We start from the raw sequence: 25086 nt of genomic DNA, 5'->3' as shown, positions 1-25086 counted from the left end.
GGGTGTCAGAGCTCGGGCCCGTCCCCGGGGCCTTCCTGGTAGGAGTAGCGCTGCTCGCCCCAGGGGTCGCCGATGTTGTGATAACCGCGCTCCTCCCAGAAGCCGCGGCGGTCGGCGGTCATGTACTCCACGCCCCGGACCCATTTCGGGCCCTTCCACGCGTAGAGATGCGGAACGACCAGCCGGAGCGGAAATCCATGCTCCGCCGTGAGGAGTTCGCCGCCTTTGTGGGTGGCGAAGACGGACCGTTCCGACGCGAAGTCGGCGAGCCTGATATTGGCGCTGTAGCCGTACTCGGCCCAGACCATGACATGGGTGACGGCGGGCGCCGGCGGGGCCAGTTCCAGGATCGTACGGGCGAGTACGCCGCCCCATTCGGCCCCGAGCATGCTGAATTTCGTGACGCAATGCAGATCGGCGACGACGGTCGAGAACGGCAGCGCCGAGAACTCCTCGTGATTCCAGCACCGCTTGTCACCGTCGGCCGTGGCGCCGAAGACCCGGAACTCCCAGCGGTCCGGCTTGAACTTGGGCACCGGCCCGTAATGGGTGACCGGCCAGCCGCGCTGGAGCCGCTGCCCCGGCGGAAGCCCGGACTGCGCCGACTCCCGCTCTTCCCGGCTTTCCGGCTGACCCATGCCTTCCATGGTGACAGACCGCGAAGGGTGGTCATGACCAGGTACGGCCCGATTCGGGCAACTACTACTAAGGATGGACTTACTGGACGCTTTTCATGTGCGGTGCGAGGATGCGCGAACTGCCAGTCCCCGTGCGGAAGGAGTCTCTGCGATGCAGGGCGACCCCGAGGTCATCGAGTTCCTGAATGAGCAGCTGACCGCCGAATTGACCGCGATCAACCAGTACTTCCTGCACGCGAAAATGCAGGAGAACTTCGGTTGGACGAAGCTCGCGAAGTACACCAGGTCCGAGTCGTTCGACGAAATGAGGCACGCGGAGACGCTGACCGACCGGATTCTCTTCCTGGACGGTCTGCCGAATTACCAGCGGCTTTTCCATGTACGGGTCGGCCAGACCGTCACCGAGATGTTCAACGCCGACCGGCAGATCGAGATCGAGGCCATCGACCGTCTGCGGCGCGGGGTCGAGGTCATGCGGGCCAAGTCCGACATCACGTCCGCGAAGATCTTCGAGTCGATCCTCAAGGACGAGGAACACCACATCGACTATCTCGACACCCAGCTGGATCTGATCGAGAAGCTCGGTGAGCCGCTGTACATCGCCCAGCTGATCGAGCAGCCGGACAGCTGACGGGCGGCGTCCGACGGTGGCGCGCCCGCGCGTCGCGTGTCAGGCGGCTTCCAGGCCCGTCGACGCCCCAACCGGCTGCTCGGCACCCGACCGGGCGACCGCCGACCGCGCGAGCACCGGCTGAGGGACCGCCGTCTCGGCGATCACGGTGTCGGCCGCCGTCCCCAGCGGCTCGCGGCGCGGGCAGCCACCGCGTCCGAGGAGGGACTGGATGCTGCGTACGCACGATCCGCAGTCCGTGCCGGCCTTCGAGGCCGAGGCGATCTGGCGGGGGGTGCACGCACCCGCCTCCGCGTGTGCGCGTACCTGCTGCTCGGTGATGCCGAAGCAGGAGCAGATGTACACGCGGTTCACCTCCCGGCGGGATCGTTGGCTGGCGCCGTCCCCGTACTGAACGGTGAGGCAAACCTAACCTTACCCGCCGCCCGGTGCGCGCGACAGACCCCCCTGCACGGCTGGGGCGCGGATCACATCGTGATCCGCGCCCCATGTGTCGTACGTCTCCGTCTGTCCGCCGCCGGCGTGCGGCCCTACTGCGCCCGGTACATCTCCGAGACCAGGAAGGCCAGATCGAGCGACTGGCTGCGGTTGAGCCGGGGGTCGCAGGCCGTCTCGTACCGCTGGTGCAGATCGTCGACGAAGATCTCGTCGCCGCCGCCCACGCACTCGGTGACGTCCTCGCCGGTCAGCTCGACATGGATGCCGCCCGGGTGGGTGCCGAGGGCCTTGTGGACCTCGAAGAAGCCCTTGACCTCGTCCAGCACGTCGTCGAACCGGCGGGTCTTGTGGCCGGACGCCGCCTCGAAGGTGTTGCCGTGCATCGGGTCGGTCACCCAGGCCACCGTCGCGCCGGACGCGGTGACCTTCTCGACCAGCTCGGGGAGCTTGTCCCTGATCTTGTCGGCGCCCATCCGGACGATGAAGGTCAGCCGGCCGGGCTCACGCTCGGGGTCGAGGCGGTCGATGTAGCTGAGCGCGTCGTCGACGGTCGTCGTCGGGCCGAGCTTGATACCGATCGGGTTGGCGATCCGCGAGGCGAACTCGATGTGCGCGCCGTCCAGTTGACGGGTGCGCTCGCCGATCCAGACCATATGGCCCGAGACGTCGTACAGCTTGCCGGTGCGCGAGTCGAGGCGGGTCAGCGCCGTCTCGTAGTCGAGAAGCAGCGCCTCGTGCGAGGAGAAGAACTCGACCGTGCGGAACTCCGCCGGGTCGGTGCCCGCGGCCTTCATGAAGTTCAGCGCGTTGTCGATCTCGCGGGCGAGCCGCTCGTAACGCTGCCCGGACGGGGACGACTTCACGAAGTCCTGGTTCCAGGCGTGCACCTGGCGCAGGTCCGCGTAACCGCCGGTGGTGAAAGCCCGAACCAGGTTCAGCGTCGCGGCGGACGCGTGGTACATCCGCTTGAGCCGTTCGGGGTCCGGGGTCCGGGCCGCCTCGGTGAAGTCGAAGCCGTTGACGGAGTCGCCGCGGTAGGTGGGCAGCGTCACCCCGTCACGCGTCTCGGTGGGCTTGGACCGCGGCTTCGAGTACTGGCCGGCGATCCTGCCCACCTTCACCACCGGCACCGACGCCGCGTAGGTGAGGACCGCGCCCATCTGGAGCAGGGTCTTGAGCTTGCTGCGGATCTGCTCGGCGGACACGCCGTCGAAGGCCTCGGCGCAGTCGCCGCCCTGGAGCAGGAACGCCTCGCCCTTGGCGACGGCGCCCATCCTGGCGCGCAGCTGGTCGCACTCGCCGGCGAAGACGAGCGGCGGATAGCTCTCGAGCTCCGCGACGGCGGCGCGCAGAGCCTCGGCATCGGGATATTCGGGCTGCTGCGCCGCGGGGAGGTCTCGCCAGGTCGCCTGCACGGCGGGTGCTCGGGTGTCAGCGTTCACGGTCACGCGGACAACATTACGGGGTCATGGGGGCCGTCCATGCCCTCTCTCAGTGGTTGAGACGTCCGTCCATGGTCGTTTCCCGGGCGGGGGATGTCGGTTATGCTCCGCGACATGTTGACGCAGCTGAACCAGGCTTGGTGGTGGACCGCACATCCGGCGGTCCGCTGATTCACGCGCGCAACACCGAATCGCAAGGCCGCCCGAGGGGCGGCCTTCCGTGTTTCCGGCCCGTCGGCCGACACGGACCGGAATCGGGGCCGCTCCTCCCTCCGGAAGGAAACCCGCCCCGCATGGACACCACCCGCCCGGACACCCCCCGTACAGACGGAGCCGGCACAGTCGGGGCCCGCACGGACACCCGCGCGCTCCTGGCGAGACTTCTCGACGACGCCTGCCCGCCCTTCGCCCTGCTGCGCCGCCGCACACCGGGGCGGGACCACGACACCGTGGAACTGCTCGTCGGCGACGTGCGCGAGGTGGCGCTGCTGGCCGACATCCCGGCCGAGGACGAGCGCCCCTCGCTGGCCCTGGTGCCGTTCCGGCAGATCCGGGAGCGCGGCTTCGAGGCGCACGACGACGGCACGCCCCTGGCGGTGCTGGTCGCCGACGAGTCCTACGAGCTGCCGCTCGCCGAGGTCCTCGCCCATCTCCCCGCGCACCCGGTCCGGGTCGAGGGCGGTGCCTTCGACATCGACGACGAGCGATACGCGGACATCGTCCGGCGTGTCGTGGAGGACGAGATCGGGCGCGGCGAGGGCGCCAACTTCGTCGTCCGGCGGACGTTCGAGGGCCGGATCCCCGGTTTCGGGCGCGCCGACGCGCTGGCGCTCTTCCGGCGGCTGCTGGCCGGCGAGCGGGGCGCGTACTGGACGTATGTGGTGCACACCGGGAGCCAGGGCGGCCGGACCCTGGTCGGGGCGAGCCCCGAGGTGCATGTGCGGATGAGCGGCGGCACCGTCGTGATGAACCCCATCAGCGGGACGTACCGCTATCCGCCCGGGGGCCCGACCGTGGAGGCGGTCCTGGACTTCCTCGGCGACCGCAAGGAGACCGACGAGCTGTCCATGGTCGTCGACGAGGAACTCAAGATGATGTGCACCGTCGGCGACATGGGCGGGGTCGTGATCGGCCCCCGGCTCAAGGAGATGGCCCATCTCGCGCACACGGAGTACGAGTTGCGCGGGCGCAGCTCGCTCGACGTCCGCGATGTGCTGCGGGAGACGATGTTCGCCGCGACGGTCACGGGGTCTCCGGTGCAGAACGCGTGCCGTGTCATCGCGCGGTACGAGCCGCCGGGCCCGGACGGCGGCGGGCGGGGCTACTACGCGGGCGCGCTGGCGCTCCTCGGACGGGACGCGGGCGGGGCGGCGACCCTCGACTCCCCCATCCTCATCCGCACCGCCGACATCGACGCCGACGGTCGGCTGCGGGTGCCGGTCGGGGCCACGCTCGTGCGTCACTCCGACCCGGTTGGCGAGGTCGCCGAGACCCATGCCAAGGCGGCGGGGGTGCTGACGGCGCTGGGGGTGCGCTCCGGGGTGCCGGGCGGCTCCTCCGTACGGAAGGCGCTCGCGGACGACCCGCGCGTGCGGGCGGCGCTGGACTCGCGGCGCGCGCGTCTGGCGCCGTTCTGGCTGCGGATGCGGGAGCGGTCGGGGTCGTTGACGGGGCACGCGCTGGTCGTGGACGGCGAGGACACGTTCACCTCGATGCTGGCGCATCTGCTGCGCTCGGTGGGTCTGGAGGTGACCGTACGGCGCTACGACGAACCCGGCTTCGGTACGGAGGCGGCGCTCGCCCACCGGGGGCCCGTGGTGCTCGGCCCGGGCCCGGGCGATCCGTCCGACCCCGCCGATCCCCGGATGCGTACGCTGCGCGCCCTGACCGCCGCGCTGCTGCGCGAGCACCGGCACGGGCTGCTGGGTGTCTGTCTCGGCAACGAGCTGATCGCGGCGGAGCTGGGGCTCGCGACGGCCCGCAAGCGGCTGCCGTACCAGGGCGCGCAGACCCGGATCGAGCTCTTCGGCAGCACGGAGACCGTGGGCTTCTACAACAGCTTCACCGCCCGCTGCGACGACGGGCGGGCGGCGGCGCTGGCGGCGCGCGGCATCGAGGTGTGCCGGGACGGCGCGGGAGAGGTGCACGCCCTGCGCGGGCCGGGCTTCGCCGGGGTCCAGTTCCACCCGGAGTCGGTGCTGACGCTGCGCGGGCCGGAGATCGTCGGTGGTCTCGTCGCGGGCGCCATGCGGGGCAGCGGGGCGCCGCGCCCGCTCTGACCGACCCGCGCCGCCGGGGGGCGGTCGGCCGTACGTACGCCACCGCGCGTACGTACGGCCCTGGCCGATGACGGTCAGCCGAAGAAGACGCCGACTTCCTTGTAAAGCTCCGGCTGGACGGTCTTGAGTTCCGCGATCGCCTCCGAGATCGGTACCCGCACGATGTCCGTGCCGCGCAGGGCGACCATCTTGCCGAAGTCGCCGTCCCTGACGGCGTCGATGGCGTGCAGCCCGAAGCGCGTGGCCAGCCAGCGGTCGAAGGCGCTCGGCGTGCCACCGCGCTGCACATGGCCGAGGACCGTGGTCCGCGCCTCCTTGCCGGTGCGCTTCTCGATCTCCTTGGCCAGCCACTCGCCCACGCCGGACAGCCGGACATGGCCGAAGGAGTCCAGCGTCCCGTCCTTGAGGATCACCTCACCGTCCTTGGGCATCGCGCCCTCGGCGATGACCACTATCGGCGCGTAGGAGGCCTTGAAACGGGAGGTCACCCAGGCGCAGACCTGGTCGACGTCGAAGCGCTGTTCCGGGATGAGGATGACGTTCGCGCCGCCGGCGAGACCGGAGTGCAGGGCGATCCAGCCGGCGTGCCGGCCCATCACCTCGCAGACGAGGACGCGCATGTGCGACTCGGCGGTGGTGTGGAGGCGGTCGATGGCCTCGGTCGCGATGCCGACCGCCGTGTCGAATCCGAAGGTGTAGTCGGTCGCGGAGAGGTCGTTGTCAATGGTCTTGGGCACGCCGACGCAGGGCACGCCGTGCACGTCGGAGAGCTGGGCGGCCACACCCAGCGTGTCCTCGCCGCCGATCACGATGAGCGCTTCGACCTCGCTGCTCGCGAGGTTCTCCTTGATGCGGCGGATGCCGTCGGCCGCCTTGAGGGGGTTGGTGCGTGAGGATCCGAGGATGGTGCCACCGCGCGGCAGGATGCCTCGCACGGTGGGAATGTCGAGCCGTACGGTGTCGCCTTCCAGCGGTCCGCGCCAGCCGTCCCGGAAGCCGGTGAACTCGTATCCGTACTCCTGGACACCTTTGCGCACGATGCCTCGAATGACCGCATTGAGCCCTGGGCAGTCGCCGCCCCCGGTCAATACTCCGACCCGCATGGAAACACTTCCCTTCGCCGTCGGTGACGCACCTGAGCCACGCCTGAGTGACACAGGTCACCCCGGCATGGTGCGCAGGCTCATTTCCGTAACACCAGAGGGCGGTGGGAGGCGGTTGCCGGCCGGCCGGGGTACGCAGGGTGGGACGGGGGCGCGTCACACGTCGTCGAGGCCGCGCTCGATCGCGTACCGCACCAGCTCGACACGGTTGTGCAACTGGAGTTTGCCGAGGGTGTTCTGGACGTGGTTCTGCACCGTCCGGTGCGAGATGACCAGGCGCTCGGCGATCTGTTTGTACGAGAGTCCCTTGGCGACCAGGCGCAGCACCTCGGTCTCCCGGTCGGTCAGTTGGGGCGCCTTGGGCTCGTCGGGCGCCGCCGGGGCGGGCTCGGAGGCGAGCCTGCGGTACTCGCCCAGCACCAGTCCGGCGAGTCCGGGGGTGAAGACCGGGTCGCCGGCGGCGGTGCGCCGTACGGCGTCGGTCAGCTCGGCCGTACTGGCCGACTTCAGCAGGTAGCCGGTGGCGCCGGACTTCACGGCTTCGAGTACGTCTGCGTGCTCGCCGCTGGCCGAGAGGACCAGGACGCGCAGACCGGGCTGGGAGCCGACCAGTTCCTTGCAGACCTGGACGCCCGGCATACCGGGCAGATTGAGGTCGAGGACGAGCACGTCGGGGGTGGTGGCCGTCGCGCGGCGTACCGCCTGGGGGCCGTCGCCGGCCGTGGCGACGACGTCGAAACCGGCCTCCGTGAGGTCGCGGGCGACGGCGTCGCGCCACATGGGGTGGTCGTCGACGACCATCACCCGCGTCGGGCCGCCTCCGGCGCCGTCCGCGCCCGTGCCCCGCTCGTGCTTCTCCGTCTGCTCGCTCATCGCTCCGCCTTCCCCCGTGGAACCTTCAACTCGACTTCCGTGCCCTGGCCGGGAACCGAGATCAACTCGGCGGTACCGCCCAGCTCCCGCAGCCGCCCCCGGATCGAGAGGGCCACACCGAGACGCCCCTCCCCCTCGGCCTGGGCGAGACGGCCCTCCGGGATACCCGGACCGTCGTCCCGCACGGTCACGACCACCTCGTCCGGGGAGTCCTCCACCAGGATCCAGGACCGCGCCCCGTCACCGGCGTGGAGACGGACATTGTCCAGGGCGGCGCTGACCGCCGCGGCCAGTTCCCTGGCGGCGGGGGGCGGCAGCAGGACGGGTGCGCCCGGCTCGGCGAGTGTCACGGAGGAGTTGGAGAACGGCGCCAGCAGCGTGCGCAGATCCCACAACTCGGCGCCGCCGTCCGCCCCGTGGCCGTGCCCGTCCTCGTACGCCGCGTCGTCGACGCCGCGCACCACCGCGCCCTGCGAGGCGTCCTCGGAGGCGCGGGTGGTGGGCACGAGGCCGCTGGAGACCAGCGTGCGCAGGGCGACCTCCTGCTCCCCCGCCATCCTGCCCAGCTCCGCCGCCTCGCCCCCGAGCGCGGTACCGCGCCGCTGGACCATGGCGAGGACCTGAAGGACGCTGTCGTGGATGTCGCGCGCCAGCCGCTCGCGCTCCCGGGTGGCCGCCTCGATCTCCAGGGCGCGCGCCAGGGTGCGTTCGGAGGCGCGGGCGACCTCCACGATGTAGCCGATGGCGATGGACGCCACCCAGACGAGCAGGACGTTGTGCAGGGTGTCCCGGCTGGGGTCGCCGCGGCCGACGAGATTGGCGACGGCGACGAGCGAGGAGGCGAACGCCGCCCACCGCCAGCCGCCCTTGACGGCGAAGGCGAGGACGGAGCCCGCGGTCCATATGCTCGGCAGGGTGGGGCCGTCGGTGTGCCGGGCCTGCGCGTCGACGACCGGGGTGAGCAGGACACCGGCGAGAGCGATGGCGAGGTCGGCGCCGAGGAAGCGCCTGGTGCAGCTGACGGCGTTGGCCACCTTGGGCAGGGTGGCGGCGGTCCAGACGACGAGGACGGCGAGATATCCGGCGGCGAGCCAGGGGCGTTCGAACTTGTCCCACGCGAAGGCGGCGATCAGGGTCGCGTAGACCATCGTCAGCAGGCGGTAGGCGGTGAGCGCCCGCCACAGCGGCTGCTCGACCGACATCCGTACGACCCGTTCGCGTCCCGCCACGTGCTCCCTCAACCCCTCGGTGCCGCCGGGCGCCCGCGGCCCCGCCGGGCTCCCGTCCTCCACGACCGGACGCGGCCCGGTCAGCCGGTCCGCCCGGTGTGGCCCGTCTTCTCCGGCTCCTGCCGCTTCCCGGTCCTCTGCGGCCTGTCCGTCTGCTGCGGCCTGTCCGTCTGCTGTGACTTTTCCGTCTGCTGTGACTTTTCCGTCTGCTGCGGCCTGTCCGTCTTCGACGGTCTGGCCGCCTTCGCCTCTTCGGCGATCCTGCGCTTGGCGGCCGTCGCGTAGATGTCGACGTACTCCTGACCGGAGAGCCTCATGATTTCGTACATGACCTCGTCGGTCAGCGAACGCAGGATGAAACGGTCGTTCTCCATGCCCTGGTACCGGCTGAAGTCCAGCGGTCGCCCGATCCTGATCCCCGGCCGCATCAGCTTCGGCATGACCGTGCCCGGCGGCTGGATCTTCTCCGTGTCGATCATGGCGACCGGGATCACGGGCGCGCCGGAGGCGAGCGCCAGGCGCGCGAGGCCGCCCGGCTTGCCGCGGTAGAGCCGCCCGTCGGGCGACCGGGTGCCCTCGGGATAGATACCGAAGAGCTCACCGCTCTCCAGGACCGCCATACCGCTCCTGATGGCCGCCTCGCCCGCGCCCCGGGCTCCGGAGCGGTCCACCGGGAGCTGGCCGACACCTTTGAAGAACGCGGCCGTGAGGCGGCCCTTCACGCCCGGCGACGTGAAGTACTCCGCCTTGGCGATGAAGGTGACCTTCCGGCTCAGGACGGCGGGAAGGAAGAACGAGTCGGAGAATGAGAGGTGGTTGCTGGCGAGGATCGCCGGGCCGGCATCGGGGATGTGCTCGATGCCCTCCACCCAAGGTCTGAACGCAAGCTTGAGCGGCCCTCCTACGGAGAACTTCATCGCGCGGTAGATCAACTCGGGTGCCTCCTGTGTGCTGTCGACCGACCTTAACCCGGCGGGGACGCGCGGGTTCCGTCCCGGGGCACCGACGGCTCTGGTCGGTGTCGGTCCGGTCGCGTACGGTGAAGTACCACTTCGAGACTGACGAACAGGAGACCCTGTGCCGGTCCTTCCCGGAGCCGAGCCGTACCGCCACGAGGGCGGGAGTGTCGGCGTCCTCCTCTGCCACGGATTCACCGGTTCCCCGCAGTCGCTGCGCCCCTGGGCCGAGTCCCTGGCCGCCCGGGATCTCACGGTCTCGCTGCCGCTCCTCCCCGGGCACGGCACCCGCTGGGAGGACATGCAGATCACCGGCTGGCAGGACTGGTACGCGGAGGTGGACCGCGCGCTGCGGGAGCTCGTCGAGCGGTGCGAGCGGGTCTTCGTCTTCGGTCTCTCCATGGGCGGCACACTGGCGCTGCGCCTCGCCGCCAAGCACGGGCACGCCGTCACCGGCGTCGCCGTCGTCAACCCCGGCAACAAGGTGCACGGCCTCTCCGCGTACGCCCTGCCCGTCGCCCGCCATCTCGTCCGGACGACCAAGGGGCTGCGCAGCGACATCGCGCTGCCGGGCAGCGAGGAGATCGGTTACGACCGGGTCCCGCTGCACGCGGCGCACTCGGTGCGGAACTTCTTCCGGCTGGTGGACCGCGAGCTGCCCCAGGTCACCCAGCCTTTGCTGCTGATGCGCAGCCCCCAGGACCATGTGGTGCCCCCCGCCGACTCGGCCAGGATCCTCGGCCGGGTCTCGTCCACGGACATCCGTGAAGTCATTCTGGAACAGAGCTACCACGTGGCGACGTTGGACCACGATGCGGAGCGGATTTTCGAGGAGAGTCACGCGTTCATCGGCCGACTCGCTCCGATCGTCGGGAAGAAGGGGAGCACAACCGGTGGCTGAGCATGACGCGGACCGCGAGCCGCAGCCGATCGACGAGGACGCCGCGTGGGCGGCGATCGTCGCGGGTTACGGGGAGGAGCCGGCCGATCCGCCGGGCGCCAAGCCCTTCAAGTCGGTCGAGGACCTGGCGCTCCTGGAGAGCGACCGGAACAGCAACGAGCCGGCGCCGCCGAAGGACAAGGGCCCGGGGACCACGAAGGCGGACCTGGGTCCGGTGAACCGCACGGGGGCCGGCCCGGAGGCGGCTTCGGACACCACGAGGCCGGACACCACGGGGCCGGACACCACCAAGCCGGGCGCCGCCGACGCGGAAGCCGTCGTGGCGCCCGCGTCCGCGCCCGAGGGCGGGCCGACCGCCGCACCGGACACCGGGCCGGACCATCCCGTCAAGCCGAGCAAGTTCGACAAGCCGGACAGGTCGCCGCTCGGCGGCTCGATCGTCTTCGCGCCCGGCGTCGGCGGCGGAGGGCCGCGCGACTACTCGGTGGCGGAGCCGAAGGACGACGACCTCGACGACGGCGACGAGGGCCATTTCGTACCGCCCGAGCCGCCGCCGCTGCCGGAGGCCGACGTCACGGCCAAGTTCGCCTGGCTCGCCGTGATCGGCGGCCCGGTGCTGATGCTCCTCGCCGTGCTGTTGCAGTGGGAGATGACCTGGTGGCTGACGACGGTCTGTATCGGCGGCTTCCTGGGCGGTTTCGTCACGCTGGTGGCGCGGATGCAGCAGGGCGACGAGGAGGACGACGATCCGGGCCGCGGCGCGGTGGTCTGAGCGACGGCGGTCCGAGTCACGGTGGTACGGGTCCGGTGGCCCGGCCCGCGGTGGTCCGGCCGGCCGGGTCCGACGGAGCCGGGAGCGCGTGCTCCTGACGCTCCGTCGGAGCTGACACCCGTTCAGGGCCCTTGTCCGGGGCCGCCGTTCAGGACGCCGGCACGCGCAGGGCGGCCAGCACCGGAAGGTGATCCGTGGCCGCCCGCAGGTCGCTCTCCACGATGCCCGGCAGCCCCAACGGCACACCGCAGCCCAGCACTTCGACACCCTCGGTCGCGAAGACCGCGTCGATGCGCTGACGCGGATCGGCGGGTGTCGAGGTGTACTCGCTCCCCCAGGGCTTGACCGCCCAGCAGTCCTGAAGCTCCTTGGCGATCCGCCGGAACGAACGCCCCGGCGGCCGGTCGTTGAGATCACCGGCCACGATCGCGTGCGGCACCTTCATCGCGCCGACGCGGTCGAGCAGCATTCCGGCCTGGGCGAGACGCTCGTCGGCCCGGAGGCTCAGATGGCAGCTGAGCAGCCCGATCCGGGCGCCACCGATCCGTACGACGGCGGTGGCGAAGCCGCGCCGGTGCAGCCCCGGTGTGAGCGGCAGCAGCACGTCCTCCGTGCGCTCCACGGTGGCGCGCAGCGAGCACAGCAGCAACGGGCCCGCGGCGGTGCCGCCACCGCTGAGGACGACGAGATCGGTCCGCGCGGCCAGCCACGCGGCGCGCTTGCGCCAGCGGAAGAAGCGCGGGGCCTCCTGTACGAAGACCAGGTCGGGCTCACAGGCGCGGATCACCCGGGCCAGCGCGTCGCAATCGTCGCGCATGGAGCGGACGTTGTAGCTGAGCACACGGATCACGGCCGAACCGTCGGGCTCGGTACGGGAGTCGGGCAGCGAAATCTTGGGGACGGGTCCACCCTGTCCACTCACCGGAATCGTCACCGGACCACGATAGGCCAACGCCCGCCGCACCCCTGAGGGGCACGGCGGGCGTGATCATCCGGATTGCCGGGCCCGTCCGCGGTTCTGGACGGGAACCGTACGGCTCAGCCCTGGCGGGCCAGGTCCGCGGCGCCGACCAGCCCGGCCTTGCCGCCCAGTTGGGCCGCGAGGACCTGCGCGTGCGGACGCCACTGGCCGCCGATCAGCCAGCGGCGGAAGGACTTTCGGATCGGGTCGAGGACCAGCTCGCCCTCGTCCGAGACGCCACCGCCGACGATGAACGCCGACGGGTCGAAGAGCGAGGCCAGGTCGGCCAGGCCCGCGCCGGCCCAACGGGCCAGCTCCCGGAAGGAGTCGACGGCCACCGGGTCGCCCTCACGGGCGGCGGCGCTGACATGCTTGCCCTCGATGCCGCCGGGGGTGCCGTCACCGAGACGCAGCAGTATCTCCGCGTTCTCGGGGGTGGCGTTGGCACGCTGCTTCGCGTATCTGACGAGCGCGCGCCCCGAGGCGTACTGCTCCCAGCAGCCCTGGCTGCCGCAGCCGCAGAGCAACCCGTCGGGAACGACCCGGATATGGCCGAATTCCGCCGCCACACCGAAACGTCCCCGGCGCAGCTTGTTGCCGATGATGATGCCCCCGCCGAGGCCGGTGCCGAGCGTGATGCAGATGACGTCGTCGTGGCCCTGTCCGGCCCCGAACCTGTACTCGCCCCAGGCAGCCGCGTTCGCGTCGTTCTCCACCACGACCTGCATACCGACCCGCTGCTCGACCTTGTCCTTGAGCGGTTCGTGACGCCAGTCGATGTTCGGCGCGAAGAGGACGGTGGCGCGCTTGTCGTCCACGTAACCGGCGGCGCCGATGCCGACGGCCTCGATGTCGTGTCCCTCGCCGGCCCCGGACACCGCCGCGCAGATCGCGTCGATGATGCCTTCGGCGGTCGGCGGGGTGGGCACCTGATGCGTATCGAGAATCGTGCCCTCTTCGTCGACCACGCCCGCCGCGATCTTCGTGCCGCCGATGTCGACGCCGATGGTGAGTCCCATGTGTCCCTCAGTTTTCGGTCGAGCCCCGCTGGGCCCAACCGTACCCGAGGGCAGGCGTCCCGCTGGTCAGTCCAGGTCGATGTGGGTACCGGGAGTAGGGCCCTCGTCACGCGGGTCCGAGGGGTCGTTGGCCTTTTCGTCCGCCTTGTTCAGGCTGATGTCGGGCGCCTCGGACGGTCCCCGGGTCCAGCGGCGCTCGTCGCCCTCGACGGCGGAGCGGTAGGCGGCGAGCAGTTCGTTTCCGGCCGCCGCGAGGTGGTCGAAGAGATCGGGATTGCGGTCGATGACCGGCTCGACCGCGGACTTGGCCTGATTGATGAACTGCTGGACGGCGCCCTGGGCGGCCATCCCGAGCAGCGGGCTCTGGAACGACGACACCTTGTCGGCGACCGCGTCCACGAACCTGCGCAGCTCCTCGGAGGCGGATCCGGGAGGCGTACCGTGCACAGCGCGACGACGGGCCTTCTCGGCGGCGAGGTCCTCCGCACAGGCCGTGGCCCAGGCGTCCGGGTCGGCGGCGGGACGCTCGGTGGCATCACTCATGGTTACTCCCGCATCGGGACAAGGTGCCTCGTCCGGGGCGGAACGGAGGCTGTGTACCTTCGACGGTACCTGAACCCCGGGGGGACGTTCAGGGAGTGCGCGGCCAGAGCCCCGGGTCCGGCGTGAAGCGGACCTTCAGGACACCGTCGGTGAGCGCGGCCCCCGAGACGGTGCAGCGCCGCAGGGCCCCTCCGAGGGGCACCATGCGCTGGAACGGCCCTACGGTCAGCAGGAGTTCGTCGCCGCGCCGGACCAGCCCGACGTCCGACTTCACGGTCCCGGGCAGGGGCAGGCACCAGAGCAGCAGACCGTCCTCCTCCCGGCGGTCCTCGACCCACCACGGGCCGCCGTGGGCGCCGGCATCCGGGCCCGCGACCGTGTCGGTGTCCGGGTCCGGGCCGGCGGGGGCGGGGTCCCCGAGGTCGCCGAGATCCGCGAGACCGCCGAGGTCCCCGAGATCGGCGACTCCGCGTGGATCACGCCCGAGATGGCCCACCGCGCGCAGCGGCCACGCGGGGCCGTACTCCTCGCCCCACTCCTGAAGGCACTTCTGCTGCTGGGCGGCGAGCGTCGCCGACCAGGCGTCGGGCGAGTCCGTCGGCAGGACCTTGTTCGGTACGAGGGCGTCGACGCGCAGCCCGTACAGGCTCAGACCGTCGCGGGCCACGCGCAGGGCGTCCGCGGCGGCCGGGCCCGGCTCGGCGACCAGCCGCACCGTCGTGGTGGGGGCCTCGATCAGCGCCTGGACCGTCGCCAGTTCCTCGTCCCTGCGGGCCGCGGCGCCGTACAGCCACTCCGCGGGCATCGGCACTCCGGCGAGCTGCGCCATGATCGGGCGCAGCGCACGGGCGGCCTGCCGCTCCACCGGCAGGAGGCGGCCCAGCAGCCGGCGGAGCCGCTCCGGCAGGGCGAGCACGGACAGGGCGTCGCGCAGCGGCGGCAGGTCGACGACGAGTACGTCCCAGTCGCCCGCGGAGGCCCGGCGCAGCGCCTGGAGCAGCGCGAACTGTTCACTGCCGGGCAGCTCGGTCAGCTCCTCGCCGTCCAGCCGGCGGGCGCCGAGCAGGTCGAGCACGGTGGCGGCGCGGTCCTGGAGGGCGAGGAACTCGGTGCGGAAGTAGTCGGTGGGGTCGACGCGCGCGGCCCAGAGGCCGGGGGTCACCTCCGCCGGTTCGTCCGCCGGTCCGGCCGCTGTGCCGAGGACGGCGCCGGGGCCCGCCGGGTCGGCGCAGAGGAGCAGCGTGCGGTCACCGCGCGTGGCGGCGGCCAGGGCGGTCGCCGCCGCGACGGTGGTACGGCCCGCGCCGCCGGGGCCGGTGACCAGGACCGTACGCGTCGTCCTCGTCGTACGTGGCCCGGGTGCGGTGTCGGCCGTACTCGGCGCCATCAGGTGCCGGGCTTCTCGTACGCCTCGGCGGTTCCGGGGGTCCCGGGGGCGCTCTCGACGCGCTTCTTCAGACCGGCGAGGGCCCGGTCGATGATGACCTTCTCGGCCTTGCGCTTGATCATCCCGAGCATGGGGATCTTGACGTCGACGGTCAGCCGGTAGGTGACCTCGGTGCGGGCGCCGCCGTCCGTCGGCACGAGGTGGTACGAGCCGTCGAGCGAGCGCAGCATCTGGGACTTGACCAGCGTCCAGCTGACCTCGTCGCCGCCGGTCCAGGTGTACGCGAGAGTGTGGTCGTCCTTGATCGCGCCCGCGTCGAGCACCAGCCGTACCTCTTCGGCGCGGCCCTGGGCGTCGGTGGCGAGCACCTCGGCCTCCTTCACCTCGCCGGTCCACTCGGGATAGCGGGCGAAGTCGGCGATCACGCCCATCACGTCGGCGGGTGCCGCCTCGATCACGATGCTCGACTTGGTGTGTTCCGCCATCGACGTGCTCCTCCAGATGGTGTCTCCCCGGTGGTGCGGGGCGACGGTCACGCTTACCGGTACCGCCCGTGCAGCGTGCAGGTTATCGCGTGCGCGCCGGTCACCATTCCATGGCCCAGGGCCGTCCGGTGGACGCGAAGTGTCCGACGTTCACGCACTCCGTCGAGCCGACGCGCATCCGGCGGGCCAGCGGCTGGTGGACATGGCCGAAGAGCGCGTATCGCGGTCTCGTACGGCGCACGGCGTCGAGGAGCGCGCGGCTGCCGCGCTCGAAGCGGCGGGCGACGGTGTCGTACGTCAACTCCGGTACGTCGGGCGGGATGTGCGAGCAGAGCACGTCGACCTCGCCGAGCCGCTCGACCTTCGCGGCGTACTCCTCGTCGGAGATCTCGAAGGGCGTGCGCATCGGGGTGCGCAGTCCGCCGCCGACAAAACCGAAGACACGCCCGCCGATCTCGACGCGCTCGCCGTCGAGGACGGTCGTGCCCGGTCCGGCGTACTCGGGCCAGAGGGCGGGGATGTCGACGTTGCCGTAGGTGGCGTACGTCGGGGTGGGGAGGACGGCGAACATTTCGGCGTACTGGCGGCGCACGGCCGATTCGATGGCCGTCTCTCGGTCGGTCTCCAGTCCGGACCAGAGGTCGCGGCCCAGCTCACGGGCCTCGTCGAAGCGGCGGGCGGTGCGCAGCTCGACGATGCGGTCGGCGTTCTCCCTGCCGAAGAGGTCGGGGAAGATGCCGCGCGAGTGGTCGGCGTAGTCGAGGAAGAGGACGAGGTCGCCGAGGCAGATCAGGGCGTCGGCGCCGTGGCCGGCGGTGGCGAGGTCGCGGGCGTTGCCGTGCACGTCGCTGACGACATGGACGCGCGTACGGGTGCGGGCGCCCCCGCCGCCGGCCGGACCGCCGGCCGCGCCCGGGCCGCCGGCCCCGCCGATGCTCGTGTCGCCGACTCCGCCGATGTTCCCGCCACCACCCATGGCGCCCACCCTAGATCGCCGCCCTCCGACTGAGTAGAGGGGTCCGGACCTGCGATTACTCGCACGTTCGCACAGCTGTGGACTACTCTGCGCGAAGGACCGTCAAAAAACGTGTGACGCAGGGAACATCTGGCCGGGACCCTCTATCCGGAACCCTGTACCGGTGGGTAACGTCCGGGCAGTCCCGTCGTGCTCACCCCCGAGAGCACCTGCCCGATGTGGACCGCAGCCGGGTCGGCACAGTGCCGTGCCACCGGCGCACGACGAGGAGCAGCAGTCTTGCGCGAGTTCAGCCTTCCGGCCCTGTACGAGGTCCCCTCGGACGGCAATCTGACGGATCTCATCGGCCGCAACGCGGCTCAGCATCCGGATGTCGCGGTCCTCGGCCGCAAGGTCGGCGGCGCCTGGACGGACGTCACGGCCGTCCAGTTCCTCGCCGAGGTGCGGGCGGTGGCCAAGGGGCTGATCGCGTCCGGGATCCGCCCGGGTGAGCGGGTCGCCCTGATGTCGCGGACCCGGTACGAGTGGGTGCTGTTCGACTTCGCGATCTGGAGCGCGGGCGCCGTCACCGTACCGGTGTACGAGACCAGCTCCGCCGAGCAGGTGCAGTGGGTCCTCGGCGACTCGGGCACCGCCGCGGTGATCGTGGAGTCCGACGCGAACGCCGCCGCGGTGCGGTCGGTGGCGGACGGGCTGACGGAGCTGCGGCACATCTGGCAGATCGACCAGGACTGTGTGGCCGAGCTGACGGCGGCGGGCGCGGAGATCACCGACGCGGTGGTCGACCAGCGCAGCGCGACGGCGAAGGCCGACGATCCGGCGACGATCGTGTACACCTCGGGGACCACCGGCCGGCCCAAGGGCTGCGTGCTGACCCATCGCGCGTTCTTCGCGGAGTGCGGCAACGTGGTGGAGCGGCTGAAGCCGCTGTTCCGTACGGGCGAGTGCTCGGTGCTGCTCTTCCTGCCCGCCGCGCACGTCTTCGGGCGGCTGGTCGAGGTGGCGTCCGTGATGGCGCCGATCAAACTCGGCTGCGTACCGGACATCAGGAATCTGACCGAGGAGCTGGCCACGTTCCGGCCGACCCTGATCCTCGGGGTGCCGCGCGTCTTCGAGAAGGTCTACAACTCGGCCCGTGCCAAGGCCCAGGCGGACGGCAAGGGGAAGATCTTCGACCGCGCGGCACGCACGGCGATCGAGTACAGCCGCGCGATGAGCGGCGCGCGGGGCCCGTCCCTCGGACTCCGGGTCAGGCACAAGGTCTTCGACGCGCTCGTGTACCGCAGACTGCGCGCGGTCCTCGGCGGCCGGGGCGAGTACGCCATCTCCGGCGGCGCCCCGCTGGGCGAACGGCTCGGTCACTTCTTCCGCGGGATCGGTTTCACGGTGCTGGAGGGGTACGGCCTGACGGAGACGTGCGCGGCCACCTCGTTCAACCCGTGGGACCGGCAGAAGATCGGCACGGTGGGGCAGCCGCTGCCGGGTTCGGTGATCCGTATCGCCGACGACGGCGAGGTGCTGCTGCACGGCGAGCACGTGTTCACGGGCTACTGGAACAACGAGGCGGCGACGGCGGAGGCGCTGGCCGACGGCTGGTTCCACACGGGCGACATCGGCACGCTCGACGAGGACGGCTATCTGGCGATCACCGGCCGCAAGAAGGAGATCCTGGTGACGGCGGGCGGCAAGAACGTGGCGCCGGCCGTGATCGAGGACCGTATCCGCGCGCACGCGCTGATCGCCGAGTGCATGGTGGTCGGCGACGGGCGCCCGTTCGTGGCCGCGCTGGTGACGATCGACGAGGAGTTCCTGGCGCGCTGGGCGAAGGAGAACGGCAAGCCGGCGGGCTCGACGGCGAAGTCGCTGCACGACGACCCGGACCTGCTGGCGGCGGTCCAGCAGGCGGTGGACGACGGCAACGCGGCGGTCTCGAAAGCGGAGTCGGTCCGGAAGTTCCGCGTCTTGGAAGCCCAGTTCACGGAGGACGCGGGCCACATCACGCCGTCGCTGAAACTGAAGCGCGGGGTCGTGGCGAAGCACTTCGCGGACGAGATCGACTCGCTGTACCGGGGCTGAGCGGGCCGGCGGCCCGCCGCCGGGGCGCGTCCCTCTACAGCAGCGCGCGGAGGCGGGTCGCCAGGAGGTCCCAGCGCCACTGGGCCTCCACCCATTCGCGGCCCCGTGCGCCCATCCGCCCGCGGAGTTCGGGGTCCAGCAGCAGTGTGGTGACGCGGTCCGCCGTCTCGCTCGCGGCGAGGGGCCCCGGGGCGCCGTGCACCACCCAGCCCGTCTCGCCGTCCAGCACCGCGTCCGGCGCGCCGCCGGAGTCGCCCGCCACCACCGGGAGGCCCGTCGCGGAGGCCTCCAGATAGACGATGCCGAGGCCCTCCACGTCGAGACCGCCGCGCCGGGTGCGGCAGGGCATCGCGAAGACGTCGCCAGCGCCGTAGTGGGCGGGCAGTTCGGACCAGGGCACCGCGCCGGTGAAGCGTACGGAGCCGGCGACCCCGGTCTCCGCCGCCAGTTTCCGCAGCTCCTCGGCGTACGGTCCGCCGCCGACGATCAGCAGTACGGCGTCCGGGACGCGCGCCAGGATCGCCGGCATGGCGAGGATCAGGGTGTCCTGCCCCTTGCGCGGCACCAGCCGCGAGACGCAGACCACCACGGGCCGCCCCGTGAGCCCCAGCCGCTCGCGTACCGCGTCCCCGCCCGAATCCGGGTGGAAGGTCTTCTCGTCGACACCGGGCGGCAGTTGGACCATGCGCCCGGCCGCGTCCGGTGTGAGCGCGGCGGCGATACGTGAGCGGGTGTACTCACCGAGATAGGTGATCGTGTCCGTGCCCTCGCCGATATGGCGCAGCAGTCGCCGGGCCGCGGGCAGCTGGGCCCATCCCGCCTCGTGGCCGTGCGAGGTGGCGACGATCCGCCTGGCGCCGGCCCGGCGCAGCGCGGGCCCCATCAGACCGAGCGGGGCCGCGGCGCCGAACCAGACGGCCTCGCAGCCGTGTTCACGCAGCAGCCCCACCGCCCGCCGGGTCGCGCCCGGGGTCGGCAGCAGCATCGTCGTGTCGTCGCGCACGACCGTGAAGGGCTGCTCGGCGTCGAAGGCCGCCGTCGCCTCCCTGCCCTCGGCCCCGCGCTTCCAGGTGGAGGCGTAGACGACGAGCCGGTCGGGGTCCAGCCGCAGCGCCATGTTGTGCAGGAACGCCTGGATGCCGCCGGGCCTGGGCGGGAAGTCGTTGGTCACGATCAAGGTCTTGTGCATCGTCGCCGACAGTACCGAACGGCCCCGCCTCACCGTTCCCGCGCCCGTTCCCCCGCATGATGGCTCCCGCCAACACGTAAGACATATCAGTCAAAACGGGCAGGTGGTCATGGCGGTCGAGGACACGGCACGCTCCCGCGCCGGAGCGGCCCCGGGGACGGCGGGCGTCACACGGGGCCGGGCGGCCGGGGCGGTCACGGTGTGGCTTCTCACCAGGACCCTGCTGATGCTCTGCGTTCTCAGGATTCTCGTCACCCCCGGCTCCGACGTCACTCCGGACGTCTCCGTCACCTACCGGGGCTGGTACGACATCCTGCGCGCCGGCACCTTCCCGCTGTCGGACGTCACCTGGCAGTACCCGCCGGGCGCCGCGTTCGCGATCCTCTCCCCCGCCCTGCTGCCCTTCCTCGGGTACGCCACGGCGTTCTTCACCCTCTGTCTGCTCTGCGACGCCCTGGTGTTCGGGCTGCTGCTCCGCGCGGGCCGGCGCCCCGGGCGCTCGACGCGCGGCGCCTGGGTGTGGGTGGCGGGCCTGGCGCTGCTCGGGCCGACCGTGTACGCGCGTTACGACCTGATGGTGACCGCCGTCGCCGTCTGCGCCCTCCTGGTGGGCCTCCGGCGGCCTCAACTGCTCGGCGCGCTCGCGGGGTTCGGGGCGCTGCTGAAGGTGTGGCCGGTGCTGCTGCTGATCGGTACGACGCGTGGCCGGGCCACCCGGCTCTCCTGGTCCGCCGCGGCCGTGACGGCGCTCGCGCTGCTGGCCGGGGTGTCCGCGGTGCTGCCCGGCGCGCTGGAGTTCCTCACCGCGCAGCGCGACCGGGGTACCGAGGTCGAGTCGCTGGGCGCGCTGGTCTTCCATGTGGCGCGCCATCTCGGCTGGGACGGGGCCGTGATGTTCTCGTACGGCTCCGTGGAGTTCATGGGGCCCTACGTCCCGCTGGTCAGCGCGCTCGCCCTGTTCCTCAGCGTCACGGCCTTCGGGTGGCTGCTGTTCTGGCGGGTGAGGGCGACCGCCTTCACCGCGAGCACCCTGGGCGACGCGGCTTTCACCGCGGTCCTGCTCTTCACCGTCACGAGCCGTGTGATCAGCCCGCAGTACATGGTCTGGCTGGTCGGCCTGGCCGCTGTCTGTCTGCTTCTGCGGTCGAGCCCGATGACGCTGCCCGCGGTGCTGGTGGTGGCGGCCTCCGCGGTCACGGTGCTGGAGTTCCCGCTGTTCTTCGACCATGTGACCGCGAGCGACCCGCTGGGGGTGACCCTCCTCGTCGTACGCAACGGGCTGCTGGTCGCCGCCGCGCTGACCGCGTGCGGCCGACTGTGGCGCGCGACGGTCTCCCCGCCGGCCCCGCGTGCGGACCAGGAGGCGGCGAGCGCGGCCGACGGCGAGGAGGCGGGCACGGAGGACAGCTACCGCCTGCTCGGCTCCTGACGGCCCGCCCAGGGCCCTTACGGGCGCCGGGCCCGGCGGACACGCGCCCCCCGCCCGGACCTCGCCCTCAGCGCAGCCGCTCGCGCATGTGGTCGCGCCACAGCCCGCCGAACTCCTCGGGCGTCACCGACAGCACCTCGTTCATCGCGTCCTCGACCGCGCCCTCCCGCTCGTCGTGCTCCCCGACCGCCCGGTAGAAGTCCGTCAGCTTCCGCTCGCCCCAGCGCTCGGCGATCAGCTCGCAGGCGAGGCGCCCGCCCTCGTACGCCCGCGCCAGTTCGTCCGCGTCCGCGTCGAACGCGAAGTCGCCGTCCTCGGGAAGCGCGGCGGGCAGATCGCCCCGGCGCAGCGACCGTTCGAGCTCCGGCGCGGCCTGTCCGTCCATGGGGCTGGTGTCCCGGTAGGCGACCCAGTCGGAGAAACCCTCCGACAGCCACATCGGCGTGGCCTTCGAGGTGTCCTCCCGGGTCGCCACATGTGTGGTCTCGTGCGTGAGCACCACCCGGCGCCCGAAGTCGCCCAGGATGCTGTACGCCTCGGGGTTGACGATCACCCGGTCCGCCGGGGAGGAGCCCTCCCGCCCGGTCTCGCCGGTCGTGACGGCCGCGATGCCCCGGTAGCTCGTCGCCGACGCGCCCAGCAGGCCGGCCATCGACGTCACCGACTCCGGCACCAGCACCACGACGCGGCCCGACCACTCGCCCGGCCACGCCTCGTCGACGGCGGGCACCGCCCGGTCGGCGGCGGCGGCGATCTCGCGCAGCCGGTCGTTGTCCTGGCCGACGCCGAGGATCAGGCTTCGCCTGCCGTGGACGACGTCGACGGCGCCCTGCTGCCAGAGCTGCTGCACACCGCCCTTGCCCGGCCGGTCGGCCGTCACGTACCAGCGCCCGTCCCGCTCCAGCAGCTCCAGCGTGCGGGCCGAGGTGACGGGCGCGCTGTCGTAGCCCTCTATCCGGTACCGCAGCTCGACCCGCGCCGTCGCGCGCTTTCCGGACCGGTCGACGTCGCGCAGCTCGTACTCCCAGGAGCGCACGGGCACGTCGCTGAGATTGCGGTACGTCCGCCGCTCGGCCGCGAGCAGATCAGCCGCCCCGGGGTCGACGGCGGCCAAATAGCGGCTCTCGTCACGGTCGAGCAGCGCCTCCGCCCGGTGGTCGAGCGTCCGCCCGATCGCGCCGGCGGCCCTGTCGCCCGCGCCGGGCGCCGAACAGCCGGAGGCGACCAGCAGGCACCCCAGCAGCGCCGCCGCCGCACGGCGGCGCGCCGTGCGAGGGGTGGGCGCACGCCCGCGACCCGCCGCACGTCTTCGAGTCGTACGTCCCTGACCTGCCACCCCGCCGATCGTACGGGGCGCCGCGAGGACGAATCCCGACAGATCGTCGGCGACCGGGCACCGCGAGGGCAGAACCCGCTCAGATCCGGGTGACCGAGGAGACCGGCATCATGCCGACCGGGTCGTAGCGGACCGAGGCACCGGGATAGGGCGCGTGCACGACCTGGCCGTTGCCCATGTACATCCCGATGTGGCTGGCGTCGTCGCGGTAGGCGACCAGGTCGCCCGGTCGCGCCTCGGAGAGCGGCACCTGCTGTCCGGCGTACCGCTGCGCCTGTGACGTACGCGGCAGGGAGACCCCGGCCTGTGCGTACGCCCACTGGGTCAGGCCCGAACAGTCGAATCCGGAGGGGCCGTTGGCCCCCCATACGTAAGGCATCCCGACGACACCGCGGGCGGCGCGGGCGGCGGCCCCGGCCCGCGCGGAGGCGGGCGCCTCCGCCCCGAAGGAGAGCGAGCCCCCGTCGCGCCCCGAGCGCGAGGCCCGGTCGGCGTCCCGCTCGGCGTCGGGCAGCGAGTTCAGCAGCCGCCGCGCCGCCGCGAGCTTGGCCTCGACGGTGCGCTTGTGGCGGGCGACGGCGGCCCGGCTGCGCTCCAGTTCGGCGAGGTCCTTGGCCGCCTCGTCACGCTGCCCGTCGAGCTTGCGCTGGGCGAGGCCGAGTTCCCGCAGGGCGGCCGCCTGCCGGTCGCTCAGCCGGCCGAGGGCCTCGGCCCTGCCGAGATAGCTGTCCGGGTCGGAGGAGAGCAGCAGGGCGAGCGCCGGGTCGAGCCCGCCGGAGCGGTACTGGGCGCTCGCGATCGAACCGAGCGCGCCCCGCATCCTGTTCACCCGCTCCTGGCCCCGGGCCGCGCTGTCCCGCACCCGGTCCACCCGCTGGCGCAGCACACCGGCCCGCTCGCCCGCCTTGTTGAACCGCTCGGTGGCCTTCTCGGCCTCCTCGTACAGCCGGTCGACCGTCGACCGGGTCGCCTCGGTCGTCTCTCTCGGGTCCGCGCCCGCCGGCGCCGTCCCGAGGGCGGCCGCGGCCGTGACAGCCGCGGCGGACAGGACCGTGACCCGGGTGCCCCGGCTGTGGCCGGGGTGTGAGGAACGACGATGGGACACCACAGGAAGCCGCACTTCCTTCCGCTGACGCAACTACGCAGCCCCTGCCGCCCGGCGGGCGGAACCACGACCGGGAGCTGCGGCGCAGCAGACAGTAACCGTGCGGACACGGAGTGACCAAAGGCCGCGCCGGGCACAGACAGTGATGCCCCGCCGGAGATCACAGGTCACCGGCGGGGCGTGCGTCAGCGGGAGTAACCGTAATTCGCCCGTACGGGCGGTCGCGGTGGTGTCCGTGGGTGTGCGCGGGTGTCCGTGGTGGGCACCCGCGCCGAGCGGTGTGTCAGACGCGGACGCCGAACTGGAAGCTGCCGGCCCACTCCATGGACTCGTAGCGCACCACGGTGCCCGGCTTCGGGGCGTGGATGACCTGGCCGTTGCCCGCGTAGAGGCCGACATGGCTCAGACCGCTGAAGAAGACCAGGTCACCGGGGGCGAGTTCGCCCCGGCCTATCTGGACGCCGTCGTTGACCTGGGTGTACGTGGTCCGGGTGAGGCTCACGCCCGCCTGGGCGTAGGCCCACTGGGTCAGCCCGGAGCAGTCGTAGGAGTTGGGGCCCTCGGCGCCGGAGATGTACGGCTTGCCGAGCTGGGTCTTGGCGGCGGCCAGCGCGGCGGCGGCCATGCCCGAAGAGGCCGACTCGTTACCGAGGTTGACGCGCTCGTTGCCACGGGCCGCGCGCTTCACGTCGTCGGCCTGGATCTTCGCGCGCTCTTCCGCGGTCAGCGTGTTGAGCAGCTTGTTCGCGGCGTTGAGCTTGGTCTGGACGTCCTTCTTCTTCTTCGCCAGCTCGACCCGGGTCGCCTCCAGGTCCTTGAGCTTGAGGGTCGCCTCCTGGCGCTGCTGCGCGAGGGTCCGCTGCTTGGCCTGGATCTTCTCCAGCGCGCCGACCTGCTTGGTGCCCATCTGGTCGAGCACGGAGGCCTTGTCCAGATAGTCGTCGGGGTCGGAGGAGAGGAAGAGCTGGAGGGCCGGGTCGATACCGCCGGAGCGGTACTGGGCGCTGGCCATCGAACCGAGGCCGGTGCGCAGCTCGTTGAGCTCCTCCTGGCCACGGGCGACCTTGTCCTGGATCGCCTCGACCTGCTTCTCGAGCTTCTTTTCCTTCTCCTCGGCGCCGCTGTGCTTCTCCGTCGAGGCCTCGGCCTCGTGGTAGAGCTTGTCGACCTTTTCCTTGACGTCTTCGACGGTCGGCTTCGGGTCGGCCTGCGCGGCCTGGGACGTCAGGGCGACAGCTGCGGCTGCGGTCGCGGAGAGCACGGTCACGCGGGCGCGGCTCGGCTGCTTGGGACGACGGTGGGACGCCACGAAGGCGAG

At 71.8% G+C, this 25086-nt stretch carries 23 protein-coding genes; 6 read left to right on the top strand and 17 right to left on the bottom strand.

What is annotated here, in order from left to right; translation table 11 throughout:
- Window positions 1–5: 5 nt before the first annotated feature.
- Window positions 6–638: a sulfite oxidase-like oxidoreductase gene (locus tag ACFWU9_RS07620; protein WP_384315473.1), complete on the bottom strand. Its 633-nt coding sequence runs from the start codon at window positions 636–638 to the stop codon at window positions 6–8.
- A 151-nt stretch (window positions 639–789) separates the two neighbouring features.
- Between ACFWU9_RS07620 and bfr the strand changes: the two genes are divergently transcribed.
- Window positions 790–1269 carry a bacterioferritin gene (bfr, locus tag ACFWU9_RS07615; protein ID WP_384315472.1) on the top strand — a complete coding sequence of 160 codons (480 nt, stop codon included), beginning with the start codon at window positions 790–792 and terminating at the stop codon, window positions 1267–1269.
- Between the two features lie 39 nt (window positions 1270–1308).
- On the opposite strand, the gene ACFWU9_RS07610 is transcribed toward bfr, so the two are convergent.
- Entirely contained in the window at window positions 1309–1614 is a 306-nt protein-coding gene (locus tag ACFWU9_RS07610) for a bacterioferritin-associated ferredoxin (protein WP_384315471.1), read from the bottom strand.
- Between the two features lie 185 nt (window positions 1615–1799).
- Window positions 1800–3155, bottom strand: coding sequence for a class II 3-deoxy-7-phosphoheptulonate synthase (locus ACFWU9_RS07605; RefSeq protein WP_384315470.1), 1356 nt, complete (start codon window positions 3153–3155; stop codon window positions 1800–1802).
- A 287-nt stretch (window positions 3156–3442) separates the two neighbouring features.
- Here ACFWU9_RS07605 and ACFWU9_RS07600 point away from each other — a divergent pair, with 287 nt between their 5' ends.
- Window positions 3443–5428, top strand: coding sequence for an anthranilate synthase family protein (locus ACFWU9_RS07600; RefSeq protein ID WP_384315469.1), 1986 nt, complete (start codon window positions 3443–3445; stop codon window positions 5426–5428).
- A gap of 74 nt (window positions 5429–5502) precedes the next feature.
- Here the strand turns inward: ACFWU9_RS07600 and ACFWU9_RS07595 are convergent, their stop codons facing one another.
- From ACFWU9_RS07595 to ACFWU9_RS07580, 4 genes are all read right to left on the bottom strand, one after another.
- A complete protein-coding gene (locus ACFWU9_RS07595; protein ID WP_384315468.1) occupies window positions 5503–6531 on the bottom strand; it encodes a 6-phosphofructokinase in 1029 nt (342 codons plus the stop codon).
- A 156-nt stretch (window positions 6532–6687) separates the two neighbouring features.
- Complete coding sequence (locus tag ACFWU9_RS07590; protein WP_384315467.1) at window positions 6688–7404, bottom strand: response regulator; 717 nt, start codon at window positions 7402–7404, stop codon at window positions 6688–6690.
- A complete protein-coding gene (macS, locus tag ACFWU9_RS07585; RefSeq protein ID WP_384315466.1) occupies window positions 7401–8633 on the bottom strand; it encodes a MacS family sensor histidine kinase in 1233 nt (410 codons plus the stop codon). The genes ACFWU9_RS07590 and macS overlap by 4 nt, the downstream gene beginning before the upstream one ends.
- 80 nt (window positions 8634–8713) lie before the next feature.
- Window positions 8714–9565: a lysophospholipid acyltransferase family protein gene (locus tag ACFWU9_RS07580; RefSeq protein WP_384315465.1), complete on the bottom strand. Its 852-nt coding sequence runs from the start codon at window positions 9563–9565 to the stop codon at window positions 8714–8716.
- Window positions 9566–9710: 145 nt separating this feature from the next.
- Here ACFWU9_RS07580 and ACFWU9_RS07575 point away from each other — a divergent pair, with 145 nt between their 5' ends.
- Both ACFWU9_RS07575 and ACFWU9_RS07570 read left to right on the top strand, forming a co-directional pair.
- Window positions 9711–10490 carry an alpha/beta hydrolase gene (locus tag ACFWU9_RS07575; protein WP_384315464.1) on the top strand — a complete coding sequence of 260 codons (780 nt, stop codon included), beginning with the start codon at window positions 9711–9713 and terminating at the stop codon, window positions 10488–10490.
- Complete coding sequence (locus ACFWU9_RS07570) at window positions 10483–11262, top strand: hypothetical protein (RefSeq protein ID WP_384315463.1); 780 nt, start codon at window positions 10483–10485, stop codon at window positions 11260–11262. The genes ACFWU9_RS07575 and ACFWU9_RS07570 overlap by 8 nt, the downstream gene beginning before the upstream one ends.
- 148 nt (window positions 11263–11410) lie before the next feature.
- Here ACFWU9_RS07570 and ACFWU9_RS07565 read toward each other — a convergent pair whose 3' ends face one another.
- The 6 genes from ACFWU9_RS07565 to ACFWU9_RS07540 all read right to left on the bottom strand — a co-directional run bounded on the left by ACFWU9_RS07565 (window position 11411) and on the right by ACFWU9_RS07540 (window position 16633).
- Complete coding sequence (locus ACFWU9_RS07565) at window positions 11411–12196, bottom strand: endonuclease/exonuclease/phosphatase family protein (protein WP_384315462.1); 786 nt, start codon at window positions 12194–12196, stop codon at window positions 11411–11413.
- A 104-nt stretch (window positions 12197–12300) separates the two neighbouring features.
- On the bottom strand, window positions 12301–13242 hold the full coding sequence (locus tag ACFWU9_RS07560; protein WP_384315461.1) for an ROK family glucokinase: 942 nt from the start codon (window positions 13240–13242) through the stop codon (window positions 12301–12303).
- A gap of 66 nt (window positions 13243–13308) precedes the next feature.
- Window positions 13309–13785, bottom strand: a complete 477-nt coding sequence (locus ACFWU9_RS07555) for a DUF5304 domain-containing protein (protein WP_384315460.1) — start codon at window positions 13783–13785, stop codon at window positions 13309–13311.
- Between the two features lie 88 nt (window positions 13786–13873).
- Complete coding sequence (locus ACFWU9_RS07550; RefSeq protein WP_384315459.1) at window positions 13874–15172, bottom strand: ArsA family ATPase; 1299 nt, start codon at window positions 15170–15172, stop codon at window positions 13874–13876.
- Complete coding sequence (locus ACFWU9_RS07545; protein ID WP_384315458.1) at window positions 15172–15657, bottom strand: SRPBCC family protein; 486 nt, start codon at window positions 15655–15657, stop codon at window positions 15172–15174. Before ACFWU9_RS07545 ends, ACFWU9_RS07550 begins: the two co-directional genes overlap by 1 nt.
- A gap of 100 nt (window positions 15658–15757) precedes the next feature.
- Complete coding sequence (locus ACFWU9_RS07540; RefSeq protein ID WP_384315457.1) at window positions 15758–16633, bottom strand: metallophosphoesterase; 876 nt, start codon at window positions 16631–16633, stop codon at window positions 15758–15760.
- Between the two features lie 279 nt (window positions 16634–16912).
- Between ACFWU9_RS07540 and ACFWU9_RS07535 the strand changes: the two genes are divergently transcribed.
- On the top strand, window positions 16913–18709 hold the full coding sequence (locus ACFWU9_RS07535) for an AMP-dependent synthetase/ligase (RefSeq protein WP_384315456.1): 1797 nt from the start codon (window positions 16913–16915) through the stop codon (window positions 18707–18709).
- Between the two features lie 34 nt (window positions 18710–18743).
- On the opposite strand, the gene ACFWU9_RS07530 is transcribed toward ACFWU9_RS07535, so the two are convergent.
- A complete protein-coding gene (locus tag ACFWU9_RS07530; RefSeq protein ID WP_384315455.1) occupies window positions 18744–19898 on the bottom strand; it encodes a glycosyltransferase family 4 protein in 1155 nt (384 codons plus the stop codon).
- Between the two features lie 109 nt (window positions 19899–20007).
- Here ACFWU9_RS07530 and ACFWU9_RS07525 point away from each other — a divergent pair, with 109 nt between their 5' ends.
- Window positions 20008–21327, top strand: a complete 1320-nt coding sequence (locus ACFWU9_RS07525; protein ID WP_384315454.1) for a glycosyltransferase 87 family protein — start codon at window positions 20008–20010, stop codon at window positions 21325–21327.
- A 67-nt stretch (window positions 21328–21394) separates the two neighbouring features.
- Here the strand turns inward: ACFWU9_RS07525 and ACFWU9_RS07520 are convergent, their stop codons facing one another.
- From ACFWU9_RS07520 to ACFWU9_RS07510, 3 genes are all read right to left on the bottom strand, one after another.
- On the bottom strand, window positions 21395–22663 hold the full coding sequence (locus ACFWU9_RS07520) for a hypothetical protein (RefSeq protein ID WP_384315453.1): 1269 nt from the start codon (window positions 22661–22663) through the stop codon (window positions 21395–21397).
- A 79-nt stretch (window positions 22664–22742) separates the two neighbouring features.
- Entirely contained in the window at window positions 22743–23771 is a 1029-nt protein-coding gene (locus tag ACFWU9_RS07515) for an NlpC/P60 family protein (RefSeq protein ID WP_384315452.1), read from the bottom strand.
- A 280-nt stretch (window positions 23772–24051) separates the two neighbouring features.
- Entirely contained in the window at window positions 24052–25077 is a 1026-nt protein-coding gene (locus tag ACFWU9_RS07510; RefSeq protein ID WP_384315451.1) for an NlpC/P60 family protein, read from the bottom strand.
- Between the last annotated feature and the right edge of the window lie 9 nt (window positions 25078–25086).

The sequence above is a fragment of the Streptomyces sp. NPDC058653 genome (assembly GCF_042716895.1).
GTDB lineage: Bacteria > Actinomycetota > Actinomycetes > Streptomycetales > Streptomycetaceae > Streptomyces.
Note: the sequence above shows the minus strand (reverse complement) of the source record. Positions and strands in the feature narration are given on the sequence as shown.

Coding starts and splice junctions, on each gene's coding strand:
- ACFWU9_RS07620 (WP_384315473.1), bottom strand. CDS start 638: ATGGGTCAGCCGGAAAGCCGGGAAGAGCGGGAGTCGGCGCAGTCCGGG.
- bfr (WP_384315472.1), top strand. CDS start 790: ATGCAGGGCGACCCCGAGGTCATCGAGTTCCTGAATGAGCAGCTGACC.
- ACFWU9_RS07600 (WP_384315469.1), top strand. CDS start 3,443: ATGGACACCACCCGCCCGGACACCCCCCGTACAGACGGAGCCGGCACA.
- ACFWU9_RS07595 (WP_384315468.1), bottom strand. CDS start 6,531: ATGCGGGTCGGAGTATTGACCGGGGGCGGCGACTGCCCAGGGCTCAAT.
- ACFWU9_RS07590 (WP_384315467.1), bottom strand. CDS start 7,404: ATGAGCGAGCAGACGGAGAAGCACGAGCGGGGCACGGGCGCGGACGGC.
- ACFWU9_RS07560 (WP_384315461.1), bottom strand. CDS start 13,242: ATGGGACTCACCATCGGCGTCGACATCGGCGGCACGAAGATCGCGGCG.
- ACFWU9_RS07555 (WP_384315460.1), bottom strand. CDS start 13,785: ATGAGTGATGCCACCGAGCGTCCCGCCGCCGACCCGGACGCCTGGGCC.
- ACFWU9_RS07550 (WP_384315459.1), bottom strand. CDS start 15,172: ATGGCGCCGAGTACGGCCGACACCGCACCCGGGCCACGTACGACGAGG.
- ACFWU9_RS07545 (WP_384315458.1), bottom strand. CDS start 15,657: ATGGCGGAACACACCAAGTCGAGCATCGTGATCGAGGCGGCACCCGCC.
- ACFWU9_RS07540 (WP_384315457.1), bottom strand. CDS start 16,633: ATGGGTGGTGGCGGGAACATCGGCGGAGTCGGCGACACGAGCATCGGC.
- ACFWU9_RS07530 (WP_384315455.1), bottom strand. CDS start 19,898: ATGCACAAGACCTTGATCGTGACCAACGACTTCCCGCCCAGGCCCGGC.
- ACFWU9_RS07525 (WP_384315454.1), top strand. CDS start 20,008: ATGGCGGTCGAGGACACGGCACGCTCCCGCGCCGGAGCGGCCCCGGGG.